Annotated in this window: 19 protein-coding genes; 11 read left to right on the top strand and 8 right to left on the bottom strand. The window is 75.2% G+C overall.

The window, feature by feature from the left end:
* Positions 1–132: 132 nt before the first annotated feature.
* Complete coding sequence (locus I5Q34_RS23300; RefSeq protein WP_199894343.1) at positions 133–1,728, top strand: translation initiation factor 2; 1,596 nt, start codon at positions 133–135, stop codon at positions 1,726–1,728.
* Here the strand turns inward: I5Q34_RS23300 and I5Q34_RS23295 are convergent.
* Positions 1,716–3,812 (bottom strand): tetratricopeptide repeat protein, encoded by a 2,097-nt coding sequence (locus I5Q34_RS23295; protein WP_199894235.1) that lies wholly within the window; start codon positions 3,810–3,812, stop codon positions 1,716–1,718. The two genes, I5Q34_RS23300 and I5Q34_RS23295, sit on opposite strands and share 13 nt — an antisense overlap.
* Positions 3,813–4,063: 251 nt before the next feature.
* Between I5Q34_RS23295 and I5Q34_RS23290 the strand changes: the two genes are divergently transcribed.
* Genes I5Q34_RS23290 through I5Q34_RS23280 form a run of 3 tightly spaced genes read left to right on the top strand, consistent with a single transcriptional unit; the run spans position 4,064 to position 8,423 of the window.
* The gene (locus I5Q34_RS23290) at positions 4,064–4,399 is read left to right on the top strand and encodes a hypothetical protein (protein WP_199894234.1); all 336 of its coding nucleotides are present in this window, start codon (positions 4,064–4,066) and stop codon (positions 4,397–4,399) included.
* 4 nt (positions 4,400–4,403) lie between these two features.
* Entirely contained in the window at positions 4,404–6,953 is a 2,550-nt protein-coding gene (locus tag I5Q34_RS23285; RefSeq protein ID WP_199894233.1) for a VWA domain-containing protein, read from the top strand.
* Positions 6,954–6,986: 33 nt separating this feature from the next.
* Entirely contained in the window at positions 6,987–8,423 is a 1,437-nt protein-coding gene (locus I5Q34_RS23280) for an extracellular solute-binding protein (RefSeq protein WP_199894232.1), read from the top strand.
* Between the two features lie 41 nt (positions 8,424–8,464).
* Here the strand turns inward: I5Q34_RS23280 and I5Q34_RS23275 are convergent, their stop codons facing one another.
* Together I5Q34_RS23275 and I5Q34_RS23270 are read right to left on the bottom strand one after the other, a co-directional pair.
* Positions 8,465–9,154, bottom strand: a complete 690-nt coding sequence (locus I5Q34_RS23275) for a DUF6585 family protein (RefSeq protein ID WP_199894231.1) — start codon at positions 9,152–9,154, stop codon at positions 8,465–8,467.
* Positions 9,151–10,221, bottom strand: coding sequence for a BTAD domain-containing putative transcriptional regulator (locus tag I5Q34_RS23270; protein WP_199894230.1), 1,071 nt, complete (start codon positions 10,219–10,221; stop codon positions 9,151–9,153). The genes I5Q34_RS23275 and I5Q34_RS23270 overlap by 4 nt, the downstream gene beginning before the upstream one ends.
* 201 nt (positions 10,222–10,422) lie before the next feature.
* Between I5Q34_RS23270 and I5Q34_RS23265 the strand changes: the two genes are divergently transcribed.
* The 3 genes from I5Q34_RS23265 (at position 10,423) to dhaK (ending at position 15,920) form a co-directional block, all read left to right on the top strand.
* Entirely contained in the window at positions 10,423–12,681 is a 2,259-nt protein-coding gene (locus I5Q34_RS23265) for a helix-turn-helix transcriptional regulator (protein ID WP_234429206.1), read from the top strand.
* 117 nt (positions 12,682–12,798) lie between these two features.
* Positions 12,799–14,406, top strand: a complete 1,608-nt coding sequence (locus tag I5Q34_RS23260) for an APC family permease (protein ID WP_277965404.1) — start codon at positions 12,799–12,801, stop codon at positions 14,404–14,406.
* 521 nt (positions 14,407–14,927) lie between these two features.
* Positions 14,928–15,920 (top strand): dihydroxyacetone kinase subunit DhaK, encoded by a 993-nt coding sequence (dhaK, locus tag I5Q34_RS23255; RefSeq protein WP_199894228.1) that lies wholly within the window; start codon positions 14,928–14,930, stop codon positions 15,918–15,920.
* Between the two features lie 3 nt (positions 15,921–15,923).
* Here the strand turns inward: dhaK and I5Q34_RS23250 are convergent, their stop codons facing one another.
* From I5Q34_RS23250 to I5Q34_RS23235, 4 genes are all read right to left on the bottom strand, one after another.
* Complete coding sequence (locus I5Q34_RS23250) at positions 15,924–17,327, bottom strand: NADP-dependent succinic semialdehyde dehydrogenase (protein ID WP_199894227.1); 1,404 nt, start codon at positions 17,325–17,327, stop codon at positions 15,924–15,926.
* A gap of 116 nt (positions 17,328–17,443) precedes the next feature.
* A complete protein-coding gene (locus I5Q34_RS23245; protein WP_199894341.1) occupies positions 17,444–18,877 on the bottom strand; it encodes an MFS transporter in 1,434 nt (477 codons plus the stop codon).
* A gap of 545 nt (positions 18,878–19,422) precedes the next feature.
* On the bottom strand, positions 19,423–19,980 hold the full coding sequence (locus tag I5Q34_RS23240) for a hypothetical protein (RefSeq protein WP_199894226.1): 558 nt from the start codon (positions 19,978–19,980) through the stop codon (positions 19,423–19,425).
* Positions 19,981–20,033: 53 nt separating this feature from the next.
* Entirely contained in the window at positions 20,034–20,822 is a 789-nt protein-coding gene (locus tag I5Q34_RS23235) for a glutamate racemase (protein WP_199894225.1), read from the bottom strand.
* 210 nt (positions 20,823–21,032) lie between these two features.
* On the opposite strand from I5Q34_RS23235, the gene I5Q34_RS23230 reads away from it, so the two are divergent.
* Positions 21,033–22,202 carry a glycosyltransferase gene (locus I5Q34_RS23230; RefSeq protein WP_199894340.1) on the top strand — a complete coding sequence of 390 codons (1,170 nt, stop codon included), beginning with the start codon at positions 21,033–21,035 and terminating at the stop codon, positions 22,200–22,202.
* Between the two features lie 150 nt (positions 22,203–22,352).
* Here the strand turns inward: I5Q34_RS23230 and I5Q34_RS23225 are convergent, their stop codons facing one another.
* Positions 22,353–23,810 carry a TerD family protein gene (locus I5Q34_RS23225; protein WP_234429424.1) on the bottom strand — a complete coding sequence of 486 codons (1,458 nt, stop codon included), beginning with the start codon at positions 23,808–23,810 and terminating at the stop codon, positions 22,353–22,355.
* 242 nt (positions 23,811–24,052) lie between these two features.
* On the opposite strand from I5Q34_RS23225, the gene I5Q34_RS23220 reads away from it, so the two are divergent.
* The 3 genes from I5Q34_RS23220 to I5Q34_RS23210 all read left to right on the top strand — a co-directional run bounded on the left by I5Q34_RS23220 (position 24,053) and on the right by I5Q34_RS23210 (position 26,262).
* A complete protein-coding gene (locus I5Q34_RS23220) occupies positions 24,053–24,547 on the top strand; it encodes a DUF6643 family protein (protein WP_199894224.1) in 495 nt (164 codons plus the stop codon).
* A 66-nt stretch (positions 24,548–24,613) separates the two neighbouring features.
* A complete protein-coding gene (locus I5Q34_RS23215) occupies positions 24,614–25,444 on the top strand; it encodes an MOSC domain-containing protein (RefSeq protein ID WP_199894223.1) in 831 nt (276 codons plus the stop codon).
* 206 nt (positions 25,445–25,650) lie between these two features.
* Positions 25,651–26,262: a hypothetical protein gene (locus I5Q34_RS23210; RefSeq protein WP_199894222.1), complete on the top strand. Its 612-nt coding sequence runs from the start codon at positions 25,651–25,653 to the stop codon at positions 26,260–26,262.
* The last annotated feature ends 147 nt before the right edge of the window (positions 26,263–26,409 follow it).

Here is a 26,409-nt window from a genome sequence, read left to right as displayed (position 1 = left end):
CGAGGCAGCGAGGCAGCGAGGCAGCGAGGCAGCGAGGCAGCGAGGCAGCGAGGCAGCGAGGCAACGAGGCAACGAGGCAACGAGGCAACGAGGCAACGCACCGTCCTCCTCGCCTTCCGCTCAGCCGGCGCCCTGCACCGGCTCCTCGACGTGCTCCCCGTCTTCGACGGCGACGAGCGCGTCCGCAGGCGCTTCACCCTGGTCCCGGGATCCGCGTTCGGCACCGACGCCCTCACGGTCCTGGAGCGCTCCGACGCCCGCTTCGTCCCCTGGGACGAGGCCCGGCGACGCACCCACGACCTGGTCCTGACCGCGAGCCCCAAGGGTGAACTGCGGGCCCTGCGCGGCCCGAGCGTGCTGCTCCCCCACGGCGCGGGGTTCAACAAGGCGCTCGCGCACGAGGGTTCGCCCCTCCTCCCCTCCGGGCTCGACCCGGGCTACCTGCTCGACGACGGCGAGCCCTGGGCCGCCCTGCACGCGCTCGCGCACGGCAGCCAGCTCGACCGGCTCGCCGAGCACTGCCCGCCGGCCGCGGCCCGGGCGACGGTGGTGGGTGACCCGACGTACGACCGCCTGCTCGGCTCGCTGGAACACCGCGACGACTACCGGGCCGCCCTCGGCACCGGTGAACGCCGGCTCGTGGTGCTCACGTCCACGTGGGGGCGGGAGTCCCTGCTGACGCGGCGGCCGGAGCTGCCCGCCGGGCTCGTCCACGGCCTCCCGCACGACGCCTACCAGTTCGCCCTCGTCCTCCACCCCAACGAGCACAGCGACATCGGCGCGTTCGACCTCGGCCGGTGGCTCGCGCCCGCCACGGACGCGGGCCTGGTCCGGGCCGGGCCCCACGAGGAGTGGGCCGCCCTCCTCGTCGCCTGCGACGCCGTGCTCACCGACCACGGCTCCACCGCCCTGTACGCCGCCGCCCTCGGGCGTCCCGTTGTCGGGGCGTACGACGGCGGGACCGAGCTGATACCCGGCAGCCCCATGGCCGAAGTCCTCGCCCGCGCGCCCCGGTTCACCGGCCCCGCCGGCCTGCCGGAGGCGCTGCGCGCGGCCGGTGCCCGCGACTGCCGGACGCCCGCCCGGGCCGCCTTCGCCCTGCCGGGCCGGGCGCTGGCGCGGCTGCGCGCCGAGCTGTACCGGCTGCTGGACCTGACGCCGCGGCCCGGACGGCCGGGGGCCCGCCCGCTGCCGCGCCCGGCGCCCCGGGACCACCGGCCGCACGCCTTCGCGGTCCGCGCCGAGGTCTCCGGGCTCCGGGTGGCCGTCGAGCGCTTCCCCGCCGCCACGCCCGTCGTCGCCCACCACCTCGCGGCCGAACTCCCGGGCGCCGGACGGGCGGCGCAGAGCGCGGCCGTGCTCTGGCGCCGCGCGGCACCGCTCCCCCGCACCCCGCACACCAGCGCGTGGACGGCCGCCGGGTGGACGTCCCGGGCCCTGGAGGACCACCCCGGCTGCCGCACCGCCGCCGCCCTCCTCACCCCGGAGCGGCTCCTGGTGCGGCACCGCTCCGCAGGCCCGCTGAGCGTCCGTGTCGTACCGGCCGCCGTCGCCGGACGCGTCCTGCGCACGGACCCGGCGGCGGCGCTCTCCGCGGTCCACGCCTGGCTGGGCACGGCTTCGGGGGCTCCGGCCGCCCCGGTGACGCTGGTCTGCGCGGTCGGCCCGCTGAGCGTCCGGGTGCACGTGGGCCCGGCCGAGGACGCGGACCTCGGCTACGAGCTCTGACCCGCCCCCGGCAGGCCGCCGTACCGCTCGGTCAACCGCCGTGCCAGCGCGCGGTGTTCCCCGGCCTCGGCGGTCTCGCCCCGGTCGTCCGCCAGGGCCGCGAGCTCCCGCAGGATCCGGGCCTCGTCGGAGGCCGAGCCCCGCTCCCGGGCCTTCGCCAGCGCCTCCCGCGCGAGCGGGAGCGCCTCCTCGGCGCGCCCGGCCGCCCGCAGCGCGCGGCCTAGCTCGAAGCCGGTCCGCGCGGTCATCCGTTCCCGGCCCTGCTCCCGGGCCATCGCGTGCGCCTCGGCCAGCAGCCCGGCGGCCCGTCCGGGCTCGCCCATGTCCAGCGCCGTCCGCCCGAGCAGGTGCGTCTGGAGCAGCACGCCGTACGCGTTCCCTATGGCCCGGTGCTGCTCGCGCGAGGACGCGAAGTCCTCGGCGGCCGCCGCCCATTGGCCCCGGACGGACTTCAGCTTCCCCCGGAACTCGGTCACCGACGCCTTCAGCTTCCGCTCCGGCACGGAGTCCCCCAGCGCCTCCGCGGCCGCCGCGGCGTGCCGCAGCTCTTCCTCGGCCTCGTCGTGGCGCTCCTGCTCCCACAGGGGCCGGGCCAGCTGGCACCGCATGCGGATCAGCGCGGACAGGTTCCCGTCCCGCCGGGCGGCGTCCGCCCCCGTGCGGAAGGCGTCGACGACGTCCGCGTAGTGCTGGTGGTCCAGAAAGTGCGTCCACAGCGGCTCGCACAGCGCCCACGCGTGGGCGGACAGGCCGGAGCCGGAGGCGGTCCGGACGCAGCCGTACAGGGCGAGCCGCTCGGCCTCCAGCCACCGCAGCGCCTCCCCCTTGCCGGCGAACTCCACGTCGGGCGCGCCCTCGACGGGCGGTTCGGGCGCGGCGAAGGTCATCCGGGCCCCGGCCGCCAGCAGGTCGGCCCGCTGGGCCTGGCGCAGGTACCAGCGGACGAGCCTCCGTTGCGCCCCGGCCCGCCGGTCGCCCTCGGGGTCGGCCCGGCGGGCGCGGCGGGCGGCGTGCCCACGCAGCAGGTCGTGCATCCGGTACCCGTCGCCGTCCCCGCCCTCCAGCAGGCCGGCCGTCCCCAGTTCCTCCAGCGCGTCCCCGGCCGGGACGGGCCCGCCGCCCAGCAGCGCGGCGGCGGGCGCCCCGGTGACGACCGGGGCGGGGAACTCCGGCAGCAGGCGGTACAGGTGCGCGGCCTCCGGGCCCAGTCCGGCGTAGGCGGCGTCCCACACCGCCTCGACCATCGGGATGCCCTTCTCCCGCAGTTCCGCGGTGAGTTCGGCGACCAGCCGGCCCAGACTGCGCCTGGGGTACCTGCGGATCCACCGGCCGGCCACGGTGAGCGCGGCGGGCAGGCCGCCGCAGCCCTCGGCCAGGGACGCGGCGGCGTCCGGCTCCGCCGCCAGCCGCGGGTCGTCCACGATGTGCCGGAGCAGCCGCACGGCGTCGTCCACCGCGAGCGGCCCCACCGGCACCTCGGCGGCGACCGCGCGGTCCAGGTCGTACAGCGGTCCCTGGCTGGTGACGATGGCCAGGCTCCCGGCGGACGCCGGGAGGAGGGGCACCGCCTCCGGCCCGTAGCGGGCGTTGTCGACCACCACGAGCAGTCTCTTCCCCCGGGTCCGGGTCCAGTACTGCTTCGACCGCCCGCCCAGGGACCTCTCCAGCCACTCGGGCCGCACGCCCAGCCCGCCGAGCAGTTCGGCGAGCGCGTCCGCGATCTCCACGGCTCCGTCCCGGCGGAGGTCGTCCAGGTCGACGTACAGCACCCCGTCCGGGAACCGCCCGCCGAGCCGCCGCGCCATGTGGAAGCCCAGTGCCGTCTTCCCGACGCCGCCGATCCCGGTCAGGGCGACGACCAGCGGTCCGTCGTGCCCGGATCCGGCCTCCGCGGCCCGCAGGATCCGCTCCTGCTCGGCCGCGCGGTCCTCGAAGTGCGACGGCGCGGCCGGGACTTGGAAGGGGACGTCGTCGGGGCCGGGCGGGGACGCGGCGTGGAAGTGCAGGTGCTCGATCGAACCGCTCTGGACGACCGCCGCGACGTGCGACTCGCCGCTCACGGTGTTGTATGTCTCGTCGGCCACACGCCCCACCTTACGGTCCGTCAGGTCCGGCGGGTGGGCGGCCGGGGAAATGCCGGGCTCCTTCAGCACTCCTCGTCCGCCCCGGGGCAGGGGTTGCCTGATCGATACCTTTCTGCACGTCGGCGGCCGGGGTTCCGCGCCGGATCAAGCCGAACACTCCGAGTGCCCGTCGCACGGAAACGCGACGACGTCCGGAAGAGGCGCCTTCGAACTCTCCTCGAATGCCGACGTCCGTGCCACCATGTCGAGTTATGGCCCAGGGTGAGGACGACATACGGCACGGCGTGCGCGTCACGGCTCCCGGGGAGGTGCGGGAGGAGGACCTCAAGTCCCTTGAGACATGGCTCAAGGACGAGCCGGGTCTGACGGACAGGGTGCAGATCAGGCGGGCCCCCCGGCAGGCGGAACCCGGTGCCGCCATGGGCCCCCAGCTGGACCTGCTGCTCGAATGGCTCGACAGCACCGCGACGGACGTCGTCGTGGGGCTCGTGACGGAGTCCGTCAAGGAGTGGCTCGCGAGCCGGCGTGCCCTCGGGGACCGGACCCCACCCGCATTCCGGGCGAGGCCGGACGACGAGCGGGACTAGCGCCGTGTCCGGACCCGAACGGCCCCGGGCGGCCCGCCGCGCCCTCATCGTCTGCGTGTCGGACTACGCGCCGGAAGGCCCGCAGGCGGACGTCCTCGGGGACATCGCGGCCGTCGGGAAGAACCTGACCGCGCTGGAAGGGGCATTGCGCGAAGGCGGTGTCTTCACCGCGGTCGAGTCCCTTTCCTCGCCCGACATCAGGGAGTTCGAGCAGCGAATCGGCGAAGTGCGGGACTCCACCGATGAATTGCTCCTGGTCTATTTCGCCGGGCACGGCATCGTCGACACCAGTACCGGCGAACGCAGCCGGCTGCTCCTGGGGCTGGGCGGCGCCAAGATCGAGCACGGGCCCGCCTTTCCGGGCTGGATCCACTGGGAGGACAAGGTCCTCAACCGGCTGCGTGCCGGACAGCACCGGCCCCGCCACACCGTGGTCGTCCTCGACTGCTGCTACGCGGGGAACGCCGCCGCTGCCTGGGACAAGCTGGAGCCCCCCGACCAGCGGCGGATCTCCCTGCTGCTGGCGGTGCAGCAGAACCAGCGCATCGACGCGGGCGGCTCCGCGACACCGACGCCGTTCACCGCCCTGCTGATCGAGGCCCTGGCACCGGGCGACGGCGGGCCCGGCGAGGACGTGACCGTCGGCGTGCTGCACCGGCATCTGGTGGCCGGGCTGGAGGACGCCAGGACGGTGGCCGGCAAGGAGTGGGTGCCCCAGCTCCGCTGGGAGGAGACGGGCGAGCAGGCCGTCCTCCTCCCGAAGCGGGCTCCCGGCCCGGATCCCGGCCCGGAATCCGGTCCCGTCCCCGCTCCTCCTCCGTGGTACCGCCCGCCGTGGCTCCCGCCGCGCCGCCACCTGGTCACCGCGTTCCTGGCCGTCTCGACCGCCCTCGCACTCCTCCTCTGGTGGATCACCTCCGGCGCCTCCGCGGGCCCCGGCCCCGCCGCCTCCTGCGCGCACCACCCCCCGCTGGAACTGCGCGTGCTCACCGACCCGGACCTGGCACCGGCCGTCCGCAGGGCCGTGGACGGCTTCGTCGCGTCCAAGGCGAACAAGGACGGGGACAACTGCCGTCGCACCGGCGTCACCGTCTACAGCGCCGGGTCCGCCGAGACCGTGGAGGCGTTCCGCACCCAGTACGGCGAGTGGGCCCGCGGCAGCTCGTCCGGGTTCAACCCGGTCGGCAGCGTCGGGCCGCAGCCGGACGTCTGGATTCCGGCCTCCTCGGCGAGCGCGCGCCGGGCGCAGGACGAGACGGGCAACCAACCGTCCGTCCTGTCCCTGGAGTTCGACGGCGGACGGCCGCTGGCCCGTACGCCCCTGGTCCTGCTGGTGCCCGAACCGCTCGCCGAACCGGAGGGCGGACGCGCGGGGCGCGGGCTCGCCGAGCTGACGACGGCGCTGAGGGGGAAGGCCGAGGAGGCGGAGATCCGCCGGGCCGACCCCCGCCACACCGACGCGGCGCTCGCCGCGACCGCCGGGCTCTACCGGACGGACGCCCCGCGCGCCGTCGAGAAGCGGCAGCACGAGAAAAGCCGGTCCGGCCCGGTCGGCGGAAGGGACCTCGTGTGCCGGCTGGCCAAGGGCGACCGGGACACCGACCGGCGCACCGCCGTGCTCGTCGCGGAGCCCACCGTCGACCGGTACCGCAGCTGCGCCGGGCAGACCGGGGTGGCGCGGGTGGCCGAGTACCCGGACGACGTGCCCGGGCTGGACCCGGTGTTCGTCCACGTCCGCTGGAACGACGCGCGCCGGGACGAGGACGAGCGCGACCGGGCCGTGGGGCGCTTCCGGGACTGGCTGGCGTCGGAGGACGGGCGGAAGGCGCTCCGGGAGGAGGGATTCCGGCCGTCCTCCTCTTCGTCCTCCGCGCCGCTGCGCCCCCTGTCCGCCGGCGAGGCCACGGACACGCTGGAGAAGTACCGGCAGGCCAACGCCGCGGGCCGGGTCCGCTTCCTGCTCGACAGCTCCGGCTCCATGAACCGGTGGTGGGACGGGGCGAACGGCGCCCGCGAGATCCTCGCGCAGGCCATGGGACGCTTCGGCCCCGACGACACGTACGGGGTGTGGGGCGTCGCCTCGGAGGGCTCGGGCCCGCCGTACAGCGAACTGCTCGCCTTCGGCGCCCACGGCTCGTCGTCGAGGGCGGCCGGCAAGGACGAGCAGGACAGGGCCGCCGCCGCGGCGAGGAAGGTGGCCGCAGCGACGCCCGGGATGTCCCTGGAGGCCGACATCGGGGGCGCGCTGCGGGCGGCGCTGGACGGCATGCCCCGCGGCACCGAGGACGACGGGCACCCCCAGCTCGTCGTCCTCCTCACCGACGACGAGGACAACGGCCGCCTGGACGCGGCCCGCGGGGACGACCTCGTGAAGCTCGCCGGCGACCGCAGGGTGCCCGTGGTGGTGGTCTCGTTCGACTCCGGCGGCTGCCTGGCGGGCCGCCTGGACCTGCGCCTGGCCGAGGCGAGCGGCGGCCGGTGCCTCGACGCCCGGGGCGACCTGGCCAAGGAGCTGGCCGCCGAGGTCGCGCAGGTCGCGCAGGGCCATCCGTAGCGAGCCGGCAACAGGACGACGGGGGGTGACGGCATGGAACGCCCGGTGTGGGCACGGTCGTCGGTCTGGTGTGCCGCCCTGCTGCTGGGCGCCATCGCCTGCACCGGCCAGGACGGGGCGGGAGGGCACGCGGGTCGCACCGCCGAACGGCCGGTGACCGGAACGCAGTTGGTGATCGCCACCGGCCTGGACGTGACCGGCAAGTACGGCATCCGCAAGCGGCTGGTCGACGCGTGGAACGCGCTCCAGGAGAAGCAGGGCTCGCCCTACCGCGCGCGGGCCGTCCTCCTGCCCGGCTCCGCCGACCTGCAGCGCAGCCAGCTGCTGGCGGCGCTGCAGTCGGGCAGCGCGGGCTACGACGTCGTCAACCTCGACGTCACCTGGGTACCGGAGTTCGCCGCGGCCGGTCTCGTCCGGGAGCTGCCCGCGGAGTACGCCGACGACGGCGACGTCCTCCCCAAGGCCGCCGCCACGGCCCGCTGGAAGGGGAAGGTCTATGCCGCGCCCTACAACAGCGACGTCGGCCTGCTGTACTACCGCCGCGACTACCTGAGCGCCGCAGGCATCGACGAGAACAAGCTCCGGGCGCGGGCCGGCTGGGACGAGCTGTCCGCGCTGATGAATACGACGGACGCGTGGGCGCGCGCCGAGAAGTCGGACCGCAAGGGCGACTACCGCAACGCCTGGACGAGCCAGCTCGGCCCCTACGAGGGGCTCACGGTCAACGCCACCGAGGCGTTCGCCTCCGCGGGCGTCCGGCTGACCGACGACGACGGCGCCTACACGGCCACGCCCGGGGAACTGGAGAAGGGCGTGGCGGAGTTCCGGCGGCGCACGGAGAGCGCGCACACGCTCGACGGCGCCTTCGAGTCCGACGAGGCCACGACGCTCGAGGACTTCGCGGAGGGCCGCACCGCGTTCCTCCGCCACTGGCCCTACGCGTACCGCACGCTCCACGCGGCCCTGGGCGAGGAGAGGCTCGGCGTCGTCCCGCTCCCCGGCTCGGCCGTGCTGGGCGGCCAGGACCTCGCGGTGGCCGCCAACCCGGCGATGCCCGCGGCGCGGGTGAAGAAGGCCCAGGAGCTGGTCCGGTTCCTCACGGACCGGACCAGTGAACGCTGCCTGCTGGACGCCGGCTTCGCGGCCACCCGCCGGTCCGCGTACACCGACCCGGGCGTCACCTGCGACGACCGCCGGGCGGCCCCGGGCACGAGCGCCCCGTCGGAGGGCGGCGAGCGCGACATGCCGCGCGACGCGGCCCGCCGCCCCCGCTACGCCAGGACCACGCTCCTGCCGGCCCTGGAATCGGCCGTCCTGCGCCCGCGCACCCCGCTCTACGGCGCGTTCACCCAGGCGTTCACCGCGCAGTTGAGCCGTCTGCACACCTCGCCGGCGTCCCGCTCGGAGACGGACGAGGACGTGGCGAAGGACCTGCACGCGGCGCTGCGGGGGGTGCTGCCCGGGGGATGATCCCTCGCGGGTCCGCCATGCGGAAACGGACATCAGCCACATCAGCCACATCCGTCGACATGTGGATGAAGGCGCTGAACAAGCGCACAGAAGACGAAGGCATTCGGGACGGCGGCCGCGCCGGAGCCCAGCCTGCACTGCCTCCCCGCGAGATCGGTCACGACGACGCCGTTGTGGATCTCGATGTTCCGCACCTGCGGCCACCGCGCGGACACCTCCCCGGACCCGACTTCCCCACCGGTCAGCCAGACGTCCCCGAAGACGACTCGCCCGCCCTCGCCGAGCGCGGCCAGGGCCCGGGGCAGTTGGGCCCCGGTGACCGCCCGCCGGACCTCGGCGCCCCACTCCCGCGCGTCGCCGTGCAGCACGACCCGTTCCCCGTCGACGTCGGTGAGCGTGCAGGTCGTGCCGTCCCCGCGAGGGGCGCTGCCCCGGAACACGGAGGTGGTGTCGTAACGGACGACGTGGATCCGCCCCCCGACCGCGATCGTCATCCCGTGCTCGTACAGATCCAGCCGCGCCGCGCCCGCCCTCGCCGCGGAAGGCCGGCCGTACCGGTCCGGGGACAGCAGCCGGCGGATCCCCCGGGCCGGCAGGCCGTGCGCGGGGGCCGGGTGCGCGGCCGCCGGGTAGGTGGCCCGCCGCCTGCCGATCCGCTCGCGGCCGGCCGCCGCCGAGATCCTCGCCAGCAGCAGCTCCTCGCCGCTGCGGCCCGGCGTCGGCCGGGTCACGACGTGGTTCCGGCGAGGCCGAGTCCGGCGTCGTCCCCCCGCAGTGCCATCTCGTGCGTCCGCCGCAGCAGGCGGCCCGGGAACACCCCCAGGTCGTCGGCCAGCCGACGGCGGACGCGGTGGAACACGGCCAGCGCGTCGGCCTGCCGGCCGTTGCGGTACAGCGCGCGCATCAGCATCGCGGCGACCGGTTCGTTCAGGGGTTGCGCCGCGGCCAGGGCCGACAGCTCGGCGATCGCCTCGGCGTGCCGGCCCAGCCGCAGCTGCCACTCCAGCTTCCGCTGCACGAGGGCCGTCCTGCGCTCGGTCAGCCGCAGCCGCTCCAGCTCGGCCGCGGGCCCGGGCAGGCCGGCCAGGGGCTCCCCGCGGAACAGCTCCAGCGCCCGGGAGCAGGCGCGGACCGCCTCGGCCGGGTCGCCCTCCCGCTCGGCCGCCGTGGCGGCGGTGGCCAGTTCCTCCAGGCGCACCACGTCCACCGCGACGGCGTCGGGAAGCATCCGGTAGCCGCACCGGTCGCTCTCGATCACCGAGTTCGGGCCGTCCCCGTCGCTCAGGACCTTGCGCAGCCGGTAAATGTACACCGGCACCACGTTGGTGACCGGCGGCTCGGCCCCCCAGACGCCGTCGAGCAGTTCGTGGCGGCAGACCGTCCGGCCCGGGGACAGCACCAGCGCCGCCAGGACGGCCTGCTGGCGCAGGTGCCCGAGGTCGACGGTCCGCCCGTCGCGCCGCGCCCGCAGCGGTCCGAGGACGGAGATCCTCAACCCCCCTTCGGGCGGGCGCCGTTCGGTGTTCCACGGCACGAGGCCGGCCGTCCGCCTGCGGGGGCCGTGGCCGGGGGTGACCAGGCCGCAGTCGAAGGCGTGGACGATGGCGGCGGCCCGGTCGCGCAGCCCGAGGGCGGCGAGGATCCGGGCGAGGTGTCCGGCCACGGCGGGCTCGGGGATGGCGAGGGCGGCGGCGATCTCGTCGTCCCTCAGGCCGCAGCCGACCGCCTGGAGCACCTCGCGCTCCAGGCGGCTGAGCGGGGTGACGGTCGGTCGGCCGGGTGTCGCGGTCGTCGGCATCGGGGCTCCCTGATCGGTCCGGTGATGCCGTCGACGCTGGTCCGGACCGGGGCCGGAAGACAGGCCGGAACACCGGCCGCATACGGCCGGTGGCCGCGCTAGAGTCCCTCACCTGGGGTGACAGAACACGTCCGGGGGAGGCCGTGACTTGTGGCCAGTGAGTTGGGCGCGCTGTTACGACGGCTGCGGAACGAAGCGGGGATGACCCAGGAGGCCCTGGCCGAGCACGCCGGAGTGGGCGTGCGCACCGTGCGCGGGCTGGAGACCGGCGAGCGCGCCGATCCCAGAGTGACCACGGTGCGGCTGCTGGCCGACGCGCTCGGGCTGGGACCGGAGGAGCGCGAGGAGCTGATATCGGCCACGATCCGCCGGGCCGGGCCCGGGGACCGGCCGGACGACCGCGCCGGGCCGGGCCCCGGACCGCCCCCGGTCTCGGCGCTGCACGCAACGCCGGCCGACGTCGCCGAGCAGCTCGCGCAGGCGGTGACGACCCGCTGGCAGCGCGAGGAGGAGCACCGGCAGGTCCACGACCCGTATCCGCTGCCCGTGCGCTGGCGGCCGGTGCCCGAGGAACTGACCGACCACTGGGCCAACATCCGCCGCCTGCCCGCCGGGGGGACGCACGGCCGGCTGGACCTGAGCGGGCGGCTGGACGAAATCGTGGACGTGTACCGGCGGGTCCCGTCCGGCCGGCTGGTGGTGCTGGGGCGGCCCGGGTCCGGGAAGACGGTCCTGGCCGCGCGGTTCGTCCTGGACCACCTGAAGTCGCGGGCCCGCGCCGAGGCCGTACCGGTGATCTTCGGCATCGGCTCGTGGGATCCCACCGCCATCACCTTCCGGGACTGGCTGACCGCGCAGCTCACGCGTGACCACCCGGGTCTCGCCGCCCCGGGCGCCGGGGGGTCGAGCCTGGCCTCCGCACTGGTCGAGACCGGCCGGGTGCTCCCCGTGCTGGACGGCTTCGACGAGATCGCCGGCGGTCTGCGCCGCCCCGCGCTGGAGGCGCTCAACGCCACCACGCTGCCGCTGCTGCTGACGAGCCGTCCGGCGGAGTACGCCGCCGCGGTGGCGGAGACCGACGTGCTGACCTCGGCCGCCGCGGTGGAGCTGACCGACCTCACCCTCGACGACCTGGCCGACTACCTGCCGCGCACCACGCGCAAGGCCCGCGGCACGGGTCCCGCGAGGAACTCCTGGGACCCCGTGCTGAGCGAGCTGCGCGAGCGGCCGCACGGCCGGGCCGGTGCCAACCTGGCCGCGGTGCTGACCACCCCGCTGATGGTCGCGCTCGCCCGTGCCGTCCACAGCGACGCCTCCGGCCCCGACCCGGCCGCGCTCCTGGACACCCGGCGGTTCCACGGCCCCGAGGAGCTGGAGGACCACCTCCTGGAGAACTTCACCGTCACCGTCTACCGCCCCGGGCCGGACCACCGTCCGGGCGGCGGGCCGCGCCGCGACGTCGACCCGGAACGCGCCCGGTACTGGCTCGGCCACCTCGCCCATCACCTGACCCGGCTCGACACCACCGATCTGGAGTGGTGGCGGCTCGGTTCGGGGCTGCCCCGCACCACGCGGACGCTGGTGACCGGGGCGGTGGTCTTCCTGACCGTCGCGCTCCTCGACCTGGTGGCCGGTGCCGTCACCCGGACCCTCGCGTACCCGCTCGTGGACGGGCCGGCCACCGGGCTCCTCGCGGGGACCGTCTTCGGGATCGTGTACTGGTTCGCGGTCGCGCCCGGGAACGCGGCGGTCGCGCCGTCCGGCGCGCGGATCAAGGTGTTCGGCCGGGGCGCGAGGATCAGGCGGAGGACCGCACCCCGGTTCGTGGCCGGGCTGCTGTGCGGGCTCGCCTTCGGCGTCTGCTACGGCTTCGTCCACGGAGCGGTCAACTCCGCCCTCTGGCACGGCGATCTCCCGGACGCCCTGCGCGCCGGCCTCGGCGACGGCATCGGCTTCGGGCTCGTGTTCGCCCTGGGGGCCGGTCCCACCTTCGGGCTCCTGGCCCTCTGCGAAACGCCCCTCGACATCCGGTCGGCCGTCAACCCGGCCGGCCTGCTGCGCGCGAACCGTCTGACGGTCATCGCCCAACTCCTCGTCTGGGCCCCCGCCTTCGGGCTCCTGGTCGGGTTCGGGGCCGGGTGGGTGATGCGGCCCGTGTCGGCGCTCCTGGGCCCGCTCCCCTGGAGCCCGACGGCCGCGCTCCAACTCGGCGTCACCAGCGGCCTCGGCGGCTCCCTCGGCTACGCCCTCGCCCTGACCGCCTGGGGCCAGTGGGTGGTCTTCGCCCGGATCTGGCTCCCGCTGACCGGCCGGCTGCCCTGGTCCGTCGTCGCCTTCGTGGAGGACGCCTACCGGCGCGGCGTGCTCCGCCAGGCCGGCGCGGTCTACCAGTTCCGCCACGCCAGGCTCCAGGAACACCTGGCCCGCGCCTACCGGGCACACCGCCCCGAACGCCGCTGATCTCCGGCCACCCCGTCCGAAACCCGCCTGCGAAGCCATGGAAGTGATCAACCGTCACCTAGGTTGAGTGCTCCATACACGCATGCGTCGTCGAGGCGCCTCGGACAGGGGGAACACGTGTCAGCGGATCAAGTGGCCGAGCCGGACGCCGGTGCGTCCGACGCGGCCGTCCAGGAGCGGCGGCTCCGGCGGGACCTGGGATTCTGGGCGCTCACGGCGATCGGGTTCTCCAACATCGTCGGGTCGGGCTGGCTGTTCGCGGCGATGTACGCGGCCCGTGCGGCGGGTCCCGCGTCGCTGCTGACCTGGGCCGGTGCCGGAGTGCTGTGCGGGCTGGTCGCCCTGGTGATGATCGAGCTCGGCGCGTCGCGCCCCGAGGGCGGCGGCACGGTGCGCTGGCCGCTGTACGCCTCGGGACGCCTGGTCGGGACGCTGGTGGGCTGGTCGGTCCTGCTGTCGGTGGGCGGCACCGCGGCCGAGATCAGCGCGATCATGCAGTACGCCGACCACTATCTGCCCGACATCTACAGCGGCCACCTGCTCACCCCCACGGGCCTGGCGCTGGCCATCGGCCTCAGCGTCCTGCTGACGGCCCTGAACTGGTTCGCGGTGCGGACGTTCGCGCGGCTGAACAACCTGGTGTCCATCTTCAAGATCGCCGTGCCGGTGATCACGGTCATCGCCCTGTTCGCCTCCGGCTGGCACTCCGGCCGCCTGACCGACCACGGGGGATTCGCCCCGTACGGTTATGCCGCCTGCCTGTCCGCCCTGGCCGGCGGCGGCATCGTCTACTCGGTCAACGGTTTCCAGGCGCCCCTCGACTTCTCCGGTGAGACCCGCAACCCCCGCCGCACCATCCCGGCCTCCGTGCTCACGGGCATCGGTCTGGCCCTGCTGATGTATCTGGCGCTCCAGTTCGCGTTCCTCTTCACCGTTCCCGAAGGTCTGCTCGGCGACGGCTGGAAGGGCGTCAACTTCGAGTCGCCCTTCGGTCAGCTGGCCCTGATCCTCAACCTGCACTGGCTCTCCAGCCTGCTCTACGCCGACGCGGTGCTGTCGCCCGGCGGCTCGGCGTACGTCGGGGTGGCCCTCAACGCCCGCCACACCTACGCGCTGGCCAAGAACCGCACCCTCCCCCGGGCCCTGATGAAGGTCGACCGGCGGTCCGGCATCCCGCACCGGGCGCTGGCCCTGAACCTCGCCGTGATCGTGGTCTTCCTGCTGCCGTTCGGGGAATGGCAGCGCATCGTCAGCATCATGGGCGACATGTACCTGCTGATCTACGCGGCCTCGGCCGTGGCGGTCGCCGTCTTCCGCGCCGACCCCGGCACCCGGATGGCGGGGTGGGTGCCCGGCCTGCGCTGGATCGCTCCCCTCAGCTTCGTCGTGGCCAGCGAGTTCGTGTACTGGTCGGGCTGGCACGACCTGCGGCTGGCGCTGCCCCTCGTGCTGGCCGGTCTGGTGATCTTCGTCGGCATGCGGCGTTCCGCCCACGACGGGTCGTTCGCCGGCGAACTGCGCGAAGGGGCATGGCTCCTGTGCCACCTGTCGGGGCTGACCCTGCTGTCGTGGCTGGGCACCTTCAAGGGCTCGGGCCGCCTGCCGGCGCCCTACGACTCCCTCGTCGTCGCGCTCTTCGCCCTGGGCGTCTTCCTCTGGGCGGTGCGCTCGGGCGTCCGGCACCGGACGGCGCCCCCGCGGCAGCCCACGCCGCCCGGCGAGTGACCCCCTCCCGTCCCGGGCCCTCACCCGGAGGCGTTTGCCCGGGACTTCACACGGCAGGCGCTCCGGCGATGTCCCGGCTGTCGTGCCGGCCTCCGGTTCGAATCCCCCGAGGCCGACGACGGATCCGCCGGCATCCCGGTCCCCCGCGTCCCGGAAGCGGCCCGCGACCAGTTCGCCGAGCCGGCGGGACCGCGAACCGCCGGACCTCCTCGCGGAGCAGGAAGGCGGAGACCGAGCGGGCACCTACGTCCAACCCCTCCTTCCTGCCGGCGGAACCGGCCGCCGAGCGGCTGCCGACCACCGCGGAACGGCTGCGCCGGGCCCACCCGCGGCCGGACCTCACGGTGACCGGCCCGGTCCCGCCGTACAGCTTCGCCGACCCGTGACGTCCGCACGGACGGGCCGTGCCGGCAGTGACGACGGCAACAGGGGATCGCCAGCACCGGGTACTGCCCTCCCCGGCCTTGAGCTGCTGGAATACAGATCGACAGCCCAGCCGTCCGTCACTTGAGGAGCCCCGCGTGAAAATGCTCATCAACGTCCCCGAGACCGTCGTCCCCGACGCCCTGCGCGGCATGGCCGCCGCGCACCCCGAGCTGAACGTCGACGTCGAGCGGCGCGTGATCGTGCGGCGGGACGCGCCCGTCGCCGGGAAGGTGGGGCTGGTGTCCGGGGGCGGGTCGGGGCACGAGCCGTTGCACGGGGGGTTCGTGGGGCCCGGGATGCTGGACGCGGCCTGTCCCGGGGAGGTGTTCACCTCGCCCGTGCCCGATCAGATGGTGCGGGCGGCGGCTGCCGTGGACAGCGGGGCGGGGGTGCTGTTCGTGGTGAAGAACTACACCGGCGACGTGCTGAACTTCAACATGGCCGCCGAACTCGCGGAGGACGAGGGCGTCCAGGTCGCCAGTGTGCTCGTCAACGACGACGTCGCGGTGACGGACAGCACGCACACCGCCGGACGGCGCGGGACGGGGGCCACGCTGTTCGTGGAGAAGATCGCGGGCGCGGCGGCCGAGGCGGGGGCGCCGCTGGAGCGGGTGGAGGCGGTCGCGCGGCGGGTGAACGCGGCGTCACGGAGCTTCGGGGTCGCGCTGTCGGCCTGCGCGACCCCGGCCAAGGGCGGCCCGACCTTCGATCTCCCGCCGGGCGAGCTGGAGTTGGGCGTCGGCATCCACGGCGAGCCGGGCCGGGAGCGGCGGGCGATGATGACGTCCGGGGAGATCGCCGACTACGCCGTGCACGCCGTCCTGGAGGACCTCCGGCCGACCGGCCCGGTACTGGTGCTGGTGAACGGCGCGGGCGGGACGCCGCTGCTGGAGCTGTACGGGTTCGCGGGCGAGGTCCACCGGGTGCTGCGGGAGCGCGGGGTGGCGGTGGCCCGGACGCTGGTGGGCAACTACGTGACCTCGCTGGACATGGCGGGGGCGTCGGTGACGCTGTGCCGGGCCGACGACGAGCTGCTGCGGTGGTGGGACGCGCCGGTGCGGACGCCCGCGCTGCGCTGGGGCTGCTGACGCCTACGGCGCCCCGTACCAGACCGTGGTGACGTTGCAGAACTCGCGGATGCCGTGGCCCGACAGCTCGCGCCCGTAGCCGGAGCGCTTGACGCCGCCGAAGGGGAACGCGGGGTGGGAGGCGGTCATGCCGTTGAAGAAGACGCCGCCCGCCTCCAGGTCCCGGGCGAAGCGCCGCTGTTCGTCCTCGTCGCGGGTCCACACGTTGGAACTCAGGCCGAAGGGCGTGTCGTTGGCGAGCTCGACGGCCTCCTCGGGGCTCGCGACCGGGTAGACGGTGGCCACCGGGCCGAACGCCTCCTCGCGGTGGATGCGCATCTCGGGGGTGACGTCGGTGAGGACGGTCGGCTCGTAGAACCAGCCGTGGGCCAGCGGCCCGGGCAGGGCCGGCCGGCCGCCGCCGCAGCGGGCGAGCGCGCCCAGGCGCACGGCGTCGTCGACGAGTTCCTCCACGTCGGCGCGGCCCTGCTCGGTGGCGAGCGGGCCGACGTCGGTGGCCTCGTCCAGCGGGTCGCCGACGGCGAGGCCGTCCATCAGGGCGGTGAACCGCCCGGTGAAGGCCTCGTACACGTCGCGGTGGACGATGAAGCGCTTGGCGGCGATGCAGGACTGGCCGTTGTTCTGGACGCGGGCGGTCACGGCCGTCCGCACGGCGCGGTCGAGGTCGGCGGAGGGCATCACGACGTACGGGTCGCTGCCGCCGAGTTCGAGGACCGTCTTCTTGACCTCGTCGCCCGCGACGGAGGCGACCGCGCGGCCGGCCGGCTCGCTGCCGGTGAGCGTGGCGGCGGCGACCCGGGGGTCGCGCAGGACGGCCTCGACGGCGCCGGAGCCGATCAGCAGGGTCTGGAAGCAGCCCGCCGGGTAGCCGGCCCGGCGGAAGAGGTCCTCCAGGTAGAGCGCGGTCTGCGGCACGTTGGAGGCGTGCTTGAGGAGCCCGGTGTTGCCGGCCATGAGGGCGGGGGCGGCGAACCGGACGACCTGCCAGAGCGGGAAGTTCCACGGCATGACGGCGAGGACGGGGCCCAGCGGGCGGTAGCGGACGCGGACGGCCGTGGCCCCGGAGTCCTCGACCGCCGCGGGCGCGGGGTGCTCGTCGGCGAGCAGCCCCTCGGCGTGCTCGGCGTACCAGCGCATCGCCTTGGCGCACTTGGCGGCCTCGGCTCGGGCGGCGGCGAGCGGCTTGCCCATCTCCAGGGTCATGGTGCGGGCGATGTCGTCCCGGTCCTCGTCCAGCAGGTCCGCGGCGCGGTTCAGCAGCCGGGCCCGCTCGGCGAAGCCCGTGGCGCGGTACCGGCGGAACGCGGCGGCGGCCGCGGCCAGCCGGCGTTCGGCCTCCTCGGGCGCCAGCGCGTCGAAGGTCTTGAGGGTCTCGCCGGTCGCGGGGTTCACCGTGGCGATGGGCATGGCGTCCTTCCTCCCTGGCCTGAGCTCCATGGCCTCGGCGGCTCGGGGCCTCCAGACGACCTTGCGGCGCGCCGCCCGCCCGCGCAAGACGGCCGGGCGGCGCGCACGGGACGGGATCAGCGCGGGGGCTGGTCCGTGGCGTCGTCGGCGGCGCGCACCGGGCCGGGCAGCCGGGCCCGGTCCCGGTGGCCGACCTCCCACCGGCCGACGGCCTCCGCGGTCGGGCCGACCGGCCCGGGGGCGGCCTCGGCGGTGGCGTGCGTCCGCTCCGGCGGGCCCGGCAGGATCACCGTGCCTTCCACCACCGGCGCCCCCTCCCGGCCGGGCAGCAGCCGGGTGCGGTGCAGCACGGCGACGGCCAGGGCGGAGGAGAACCCGAAGGCCACGCAGCCGAGCCAGGGCAGCCAGGGGCAGTCGAAGCGCTTGGCGGTGTCCATGGTCCAGCCGACGACGGCGTTGCCGCCGGCGGCCGTCAGGCCCGCGAAGACGTAGAAGAGCCCGAAGTAGGTGCCGGCCAGCGTCTCGCGGCCGAACCGGGGGATCATCTCCAGCACGGCGGGGTGGGCGATCATCGTCCCGAAGTACAGCAGCAACGAGCCGGCGAGCATGACGAGCATCCTCGGCACGACCTCGCGCGTCCCCGCGGGCGGTCCGTCGGCGCAGATCAGCAGCGGGGGCAGGAAGCCCAGGCCCATGACGACGAGCCCGGCGCCCACCCAGCGCTGGCCGCCGCCGTGCCGTTCCAGGGCCCGGGTGATGGGCATCTGGAAGAGGTTGGCCACGGCCCCGGCGCCCAGCAGCACCCCGGCCGCGCCCTCCCAGCCGGACGCCTGCCGGGCGCCGGCCGGCAGCAGCAGGCACAGCTGGTTCTCGACGGTGAACATGCCGGTCGTCGCCAGGGAGAACAGCAGGAACCGGCGGTTGCCGAAGACCTCCAGCCAGTCGCCGAGGACGGTGGTGCTCCGGTTCGCGGTGGGCGGCTCGCGGTCCGGGAGGACGAGGGCCTGGCCGACGGTCAGCAGCCCGTAGACGCCCGCGGCGGCGACGGCGCAGACCCGGAAGTCGGTCTGGATCAGCACGCTGCCCAGCAGCAGTCCGATCAGCGAGCCGATGGTGGCGTAGGCGTTGAGGAGCGCGAACACCTCGGCCTTGCGGTCGCCGGCCTCCAGGGCGGCGTAGGCGCGGGCCGAGGGGTAGAAGAGGCCCGCCGCCAGCCCGTTGAACAGGGAGGCGCCGAGGACGACCGGCAGTGAGGTGCCGAAGGCGAAGAGGGAGAACCCCAGGGTGCGCAGGGCGCACCCGGCGATGATCACCGCGCGCGGGCCCAGCCGGTCCGCGGCGGAGCCGCCGAGGAGGAAGAGGCCCTGCTGGCCCAGGTTGCGCACGCCCAGCACCAGGCCGACGAGCGCGTCCGACATTCCGAGTTCCTGCCCCAGATATGCCGCGAGAAATGGCACAAGGATATAGAACCCGATGTCGATCCCAAACTGGTTGATCAATAGCAGTCGCAATGCGAGAGGAAACTCGCGAGTGACCCGAAAGGCTTTCATGCGCATCCCTGCATTCAGCTCGGGCAGGCCGGAATTAACTCCCTGCACCGAGGTGGGCAGATGAGCCCGAGGGGTTGACAGTGCGCAGAGCGATACGGACGGCTACCTTGCCTGACCTCGCACTTTTTCCTGATCAACCATGGTGATCAGGGGCCGGGGGCACCCCCGCCGTCCGGTTCGCCGGCCTGCCCGCCCGGCCCGGGCAAACCCGGGAAGGAAAAGCGGTCGGCCGGCATGGAAGGTGCGGCCGATCATATGCTTTTGCGGTGCATCCTCAATGACTCCCGACTGCGTTCGGAAGAATACGCACCCCACACGTTAGCAAAGCACCAGGATTCCGGATAGGGCCGGTGACGGGCCTTTCAAGCGACACGGCCGGAGAATGGCCGAATTTGTTTCCGCCTTTTCCTTCGAGTGCTGGAACTCGCGTGCTGGGAACTGGCCTTTGGCGGCCGGGGCGCGCGGCGGCAGCGGGCCCGTGGACGACGGGGACGTCACACGCAGGGGGCATTCAGGACCGCGCGGCGGCGCGGGAGGGCGGGGCGTCAGGCCGAGGCGGGGCGGCCCGTGCCGAGCCCCAGCCGGGCGCGGATCACCCGCACGGCGGCCTCGGCGTCGTCCACGGTGACCGTGAAGGACCGCCCGTCGCCGAGGTGGACCACGAAGCCCTCGCCGCGGCGCACGACGACGCCCGTGCCCTGCTCGGGCCGCCAGCGGTAGCCCCAGCCGCCCCAGTGGCGGGGGTTGACCCGGGGGGCGAAGTCGGCGCCCACCACACTGGAGAGCGGGATGCGGGTCCGGGGCAGGCCGATGTGGCCGCAGCGGATCTCCAGCGAGTCCTTGTTGATGCGGACGGCGACGTGGACGAAGGCGATGGTGCCGTAGAGCATCAGCAGGCCGGCGGCGAGGCAGCCGACCACCGACATCACCAGGGGGACGGCTCCGGAGGTCCAGGGGTGGGCGACGGCCAGTTCGATGCCCAGCGCCATGCACGCGGCGCCGGCGCCGGCCAGCAGCCACTGCACGCGGTTGGTCGCGCGGCCGGTCCAGACCTCCGGCTCGCCGTCCTCTTGACCCTGCGGGGCCTCCGGGTGGTCCCTCATACCAGGCAGCGTACCGAGCTTCCGCCGGGGAGGCAGGGTTCCCGGCGCCGCCGTTACGGGCGGACCGCGCCCACCGTCACCAGCGAACGGCCCTCGGGGTAGGACAGCGCCGCCCGCCCCAGGGTCCCCTCCCGGCCGCTGAGCAGCACGGTGAGCCGGCCGGCCGGCGCGGCCCCCGGCTCCGGGGACGCCCCGATGCGGCGCAGGGCCTGCGCGGCCACCGCGCCCGCCGAGCCGTGCAGGGCGACGGGGGGCGCGGAGGGCTGCCGCACCGCCGCGCGGATCCGCTCGGCGACGAGCTCGTAATGGGTGCAGCCCAGGACGACGGCCCGTACGTCGTGCGGCGTGCGCGCGGCCGCGGCGGCGATCGCGGCGTCCACGGCGTCCTCGTCGGCCCGCTCGACGGCGTCGGCCAGGCCGGGGCAGGGCACCTCGGTCACCTCGACGCCGGCGGCGAAGTCACGGATGAGCCCGCGCTGGTAGGGGCTGCCGGTCGTGGCGGGGGTGGCCCAGATGGCCACCGGGCCGCCGCCGGCCGCGGCGGGCTTGATCGCGGGGACGGTGCCGATCACCGGGAGGCCGGGCTCCAGCTCGGCCCGTATCGCGGCCAGCGCGTGCACGGAGGCGGTGTTGCAGGCGACGATCAGGGCGTCCGGGCGGTGCGCGGCGGCGGCGCGGGCGCAGCCGAGGGCACGCGCGGTGACGTCCTCGGGGGTGCGGGGGCCCCACGGCATGCTGGCGGGGTCGGAGGAGAGGACCAGCTCGGCGTCGGGCCGCAGCCGGTGCACGGCGGCGGCAGCCGCCAGGAGGCCGTTGCCGGAGTCCATGAGCGCGATCTTCACCCGGTCACTTTACTGCGTTTTCCCGGGGGACAACCCCCGGGTCCCCGGCCGGAACCACAGGTCCACGGAGTGCGCCGGCCCGGCAACGCGAGGTGGATCCACGTAATGGACGGCCTCCGGCCGGGACCTTTGTGACACTCTCCGTCCCCTTCTGGCCAGTGTCCGCCCCTCTTTCCGCGCCGGTGCGGCAGACTGCGGCGGGTGAACGCGATGACGTGGATCTCCGTCGGTTCGCTGGCCGCGTGGCTGTGGCTGCTGCTGTGCCAGGGCTTCTTCTGGCGCACCGACGTGCGGCTGCCCCCGCGCACGCCGCCCGCCGCGTGGCCGTCGGTGGCGATCGTGGTCCCCGCCCGGGACGAGGCGGAGGTGCTCCCGGTGAGCCTGCCGTCCCTGCTGGCCCAGGACTATCCGGGCCGGGCCGAGGTCTTCCTCGTCGACGACGGCAGCACGGACGGCACCGGCGAACTGGCCCGCGCGCTGGCGGCGGAGCACGGCGGGCTCCCGCTGACCGTCGGCTCCCCCGGCGAACCGGCCCCCGGCTGGACCGGCAAGCTGTGGGCGGTGCGGCACGGCATGGCCCTGGCCCGCGCCCGCACCGACGCCGAGTACCTGCTGCTGACCGACGCCGACATCGCCCACGCCCCCGACAGCCTGCGGGAGTTGGTCGCGGCCGCCCGCTCGGGCGGACTCGACCTGGTCTCGCAGATGGCCCGGCTGCGGGTGGCGACGGGGTGGGAGCGGCTGGTCGTCCCCGCCTTCGTCCAGCTCTTCGCCCTGCTCTACCCCTTCCGCCGGGTCAACCGCCCGGGCTCCCGCACGGCCGCGGCCGCCGGCGGCTGCATCCTGCTGCGCCGGGAGGCCGCCGAGCGGGCCGGGATCCCACAGACCGTCCGGCAGGCGGTGATCGACGACGTGGCGGTCGCCCGCGCGGTCAAGCGTTCCGGCGGCCGGATCTGGCTGGGGCTGGCCGAGCGGGTGGACAGCGTCCGGCCCTACTCGGGGCTCGCCCCGCTGTGGCGGATGGTCTCCCGCAGCGCCTACGCCCAGCTGCTCCACAACCCGCTGCTGCTGATCGGGACGGTGGCCGGGCTGGCGCTGGTCTACCTCGTGCCGCCGGCGGCGGTGGTCGCGGGGGCGCTGACGGGCGCGCCCACCCTGGCCGCGGGGGCGGCGGCGTGGGCGCTGATGGCGGGGACGTACGTCCCGATGCTGCGCCACTACCGCCAGCCGCTGTGGCTCGCGGTGCTGTTCCCCGTCATCGCCCTGCTCTACTTGCTGATGACCGTGGACTCCGCGGTGCAGCACCACCGGGGCCGGGGCGCGGCCTGGAAGGGACGGACGTACGCCCGTCCCGAGCCCGCGCCCCGGCCCGGCGATTAGGCCGTGTCCGACGGCTCTTGACGCCGCTGCCTCGCCGGAACGGATGCCCCCTGTGCGGCGGTCGGCAGCTCACGAGGTCTGCTGCGCGACACGGGCGGCCCGCCCGGCGGCAGTCCAAGAGCCGCCGGACAGGCCCTAGCCGTCACGCCGTCACTTGCGGCCGGGCGTCCAGTTCATGCCCCAGCCGTAGGCGTGGTCGAGGGTGCGCTGCGGGCTGACGCCGCGCTCGGGCACCAGGTAGCGGGCCTCCCGCCGGACGACGAGGTCGCCGCCCTCGTTGGTGATGAGGGCGAGGGCGCAGACGTTGGAGGCGACCGTGCACTCGTCGAGCGAGAAGTCGACGGGCGCGCCGTGCTGCGGCTGGAGGGTGACGGTGGCGTGGAGGCCGGTGAAAGTGGCGGCTCCCTCGTAGATGGTGGCGAAGACGAGGATGCGCCGGAAGTCGCGGGCGTGGTCGAGGTTGACGGTGAGGTTCTCGCCGGCCGCGGCCGCGCCGGTGCGGTCGTCGCCGTCGAGGTGGATGTAGGGCGGCCGGCGCAGCGAGCCGAAGGAGTTGCCGAGGGCCTGGACGACGCCCTTGGTGCCGTCGTTGAGCTCGAACAGCGCCCCGAGGTCGAGGTCCAGGGCCGCGCCGCCGCCCTGCAGGGCCTTGGAGATGCGCCGGCCCCAGCCGCCGCCCTTGGCGGGCTCCTGGTCCCGCGTCTGCCAGTTGAGGTTGACGCGCAGGGCGCCGGAGGTGCCGCCCTGCTTGGTGAGGGAGACGGCGGGGGCCTCCTTGGTGAGCGTGATCTTGCTCAGGCTGACGGGCCCCTGAGCGGGGCGCGCGAGCGCCGGGGCGGCGGGGGCGCCCTGCCCGGCCGGGGCGTGCTGCGGCAGCGGCGCGCCCGGGGCATGCGCGGCCGAAGGGGCCGCGGGCGACGCGGTGGACGCGGAAGCCCCGGGGGTGCCGGGGCCCGGCGCCAGGGGAACCGGGGCCTGCGGGGCCCTGGTTGCCGCGGACGGCGCCGGCCCGGCCGGCGGGACCGGGGCGGCCTGCGCGGGCGGGGCCGCGGGTCGCGGGGACGGTTCGGCCGCGGGCCGGGCCGGGCCCGGTTCGTCGACCGTGATGCCGAAGTCCGTCGCCAGGCCCGCCAGTCCTCTGTCGTAACCCTGGCCGACCGCGCGGAACTTCCACTCCCCCTGCCGCCGGTAGAGCTCGCCGAGCACGAACGCCGTCTCCACCGTGGCGTCGGCGCTGTCGAAGCGGGCCAGCTCCGCGCCGCCCGCGGCGTCCAGGACGCGCACGTACAGCCCGGGCACCCGGCCAAACGTTCCACCGTCGGCGGAGGCCGCGACCACCACCGTCTCCACCTCGGCCTCGACGGCCGCCAGGTCGACGGCGAGGGCGTCGGTCACCGCGTCCCCCGCCGGGGTCTTGCCCTCGTGCCGCACCGCGCCCGAGGGGTGCGCCGCCTGGTTGTAGAACACGAAGTCGGCGTCGGAACGGACCCGGCCCCCGGCGAGCAGCAGCGCGGAGGCGTCGACGTCCGGCACGCCGGGGCCGGTGCGCCAGCCCAGTTCTATCCGCACCGCCGGTGCGGCGATCCGGACGTTGGTGCCCTTGAGCATCCCCATCTTCTCTTCCACCTCTGCTGACGCCTTCGCTGAGCGATCTTGAACGGGCCCTCGGACGGCCCCGAACGATCCGGTCGTCCAGTCGAACGAACCGGTCCTTTACACCGTTCCAACACATCGCGACCACCGAATTCTCCGGCTTCGCCCCGATTGGTCGCACCGGGTCGCCAAGCCCCCGTAATCAACCCAGGTACCTGACTCCCCAACCAGCACATCGTGGGCTTAACTTAAGGGCTATGACCTCCCCCCGCAGTGCCTACGGCAGCGGCTATTACGCCGCGTCGTCCTTCCCGGACACCCCCATCTACGACAGCCTCGTCGCCGAGCGGGGCACCCCGCAGATCGCCCCCATCCGGGTGTCGGCGCCGTTCGACGGCGGCAGCCAGCTGCCGGCGCTGCCCGCCCTGCCCTCGGGCCAGGGCATGGCGCCGCCCGCGGCCCCGCAGATGCCGCAGCACCCGCAGGGCGGCTACGCCCCGCAGCCCCCGCAGTACGGTCACCCGGGCGCCGCGCAGCCCGGCGGGCTCCAGCAGGCGCCCGCCCCGTACATCCCGCAGCAGGCGTCCGCGCCGCGCGGCTACCCCGGCGCGCAGCAGCCGTACCAGCAGCGCCCGGGGGCGGGCCCCAACCCGGCGGGCTACGACGCGATGCGCCCGGTCGCGCCGCGTCCCGCCGCGCCGTACGAGGATCCGTACCAGCGCCCGTACCAGGGCGGCCAGGGAGGCTACTGAGCTCGACGCGCCGAACGCCCGGTCCGGCGGGGGGACTTGCCGGGCCGGACTGACAGGATGGGGCGCATGCCCACCCCTGTGCTCACGGCGATCCGCCTCTACCCGGTCAAGTCGATGGCGGGGGACGCTCCCGGGGAGGCGGACGTCGAGCCGTGGGGGCTCGCCGGGGACCGCCGGTGGATGGCCGTCCGGCCGGACGGCCGGTTCCTGACCCAACGGCAGCTGCCCCGGCTCGCGTTGGTATCGGCGCGGCTCGTGCCCGGCGGCGGCGTGCGGATCACCGGCCCCGGGGCGGGGACGCTGGAGGTGCCGGTGCCGGACCCCGTGGAGCGGGGCACGGTCCGGGTCACGCTGTTCCGGGACGGGACCGAGGCGGTGCCCGCGGGGCCGGAGGCGGACGCCTGGCTGACCGACTGCCTCGGTACCCCGGCCCGTCTGGTGCACATGGACGACCCGGCCGTCCGTCGTCCGGTCGATCCCCACTACGCACGGCCGGGGGACCGGGTGAGCTTCGCCGACGGCTTCCCCCTGCTGCTCACCGCGCGTTCCTCGCTGGACGCCCTCAACTCCCTGGTGGCCGAAGGGGATCACGCCGCGGAGGGCCCGCTGCCGATGGCCCGCTTCCGGCCCAACGTGGTGGTCGGCGGCACCGCGCCCTGGGCCGAGGACGGCTGGCGGCGGGTACGGCTGGGCGAGGTGGCCTTCCGGGTCGCCAAACCCTGCGGCCGGTGCGTGGTCACCACCACCGACCAGCGCACAGGCGTCCGCGGGCGGGAGCCGCTGCACACGCTGGGCCGCCACCGGCGGCGGGACGCGGGCGTGGTCTTCGGGCAGAACCTGGTGCCGGAGCACACGGGGGTGCTGCGGGTCGGCGACCCCGTCGAGATCCTGGAGTAGATCCCGGTCCGGATCCTGGAGCTGGATCCCGCTCCGGGGCCCCGACTTGAGGTTCCGGACCGGGCCCTCCGTTCCCGCCCCGCGCGCCCCCGCGCACGTCAACGCGCCGCCCCGGCCGTCCTCCAGCGGTGATGCCCCTCTCTGCTCCGCACCGTCCCGCATGCGGGGCCCCTTGTGAGGTAATGGGACGCAAGGGGGTGAGCACCATGGGCGCGACGTCCTGGGTACGGCGGTCCACCTGGCGCTGGCGGCGCAATCCGCTGCGCCGTCCCACCGATGTCCTGGAGGCCTGGGTGTGGACGGCGGCCGTGGTGGTGATGCTCGTGGCCGGCTCACTGGCCGGCTGGCTGACCGGTTCCACCGCCCATGCCGCGCTGCGGCAGACCGTCCGCGAACAACAGCTGCACCGCCACCTGGTGAGCGCCACCGCGCTCCGCGCGGCGGGCCGCGGGGCCGGTGCGGACCGGGAGGCCACCACCGGGCGCGAGGGGTACCACCGGGTGCTCGCCCGCTGGCCCTGCCCGGACGGCAGCTCGCGCACCGGGCTGGTCCCGCTGTCCGCCGCCGCGGTCCCGGGCCACCGCTTCCCGCTGTGGACCGACGACCGCGGCCGCCTCGCGGGCCGTCCGCTGGACGCGGCCACCGCCTCCGTCCACGCGGGGCTGGCCGGCGCCGGGGCCGCGGCGGCCGCCGCGGGCGCGGTGCAGGGGCTGCGGGTGCTGACCGTCTGGCGCATCATGCGCTGGCGCCACGGGCAGTGGGACCGCGCCTGGGAACGGGCCGGACAGACCTGGGGCCGGGCGGACGCCGGCAGCTGACGCGAACGGACAACGGCCCGAGGGGGTGTGAGCTGCGACGGACGGTCAACTCCCGCGCCCGGCGCACGCTACGGTGGAGCGGCCGGGTACGCACCGGTCCCGGACGGCCCGTTCGTCCGGGCTGGCACACGCACGAGGTGGGGGCGC

The sequence above is a fragment of the Streptomyces sp. AV19 genome, from assembly GCF_015999245.1.
Classification (GTDB): domain Bacteria; phylum Actinomycetota; class Actinomycetes; order Streptomycetales; family Streptomycetaceae; genus Streptomyces.
The sequence above is the reverse complement of the archived record's forward strand: the minus strand, read 5'-3'. Positions and strand labels throughout refer to the sequence as shown.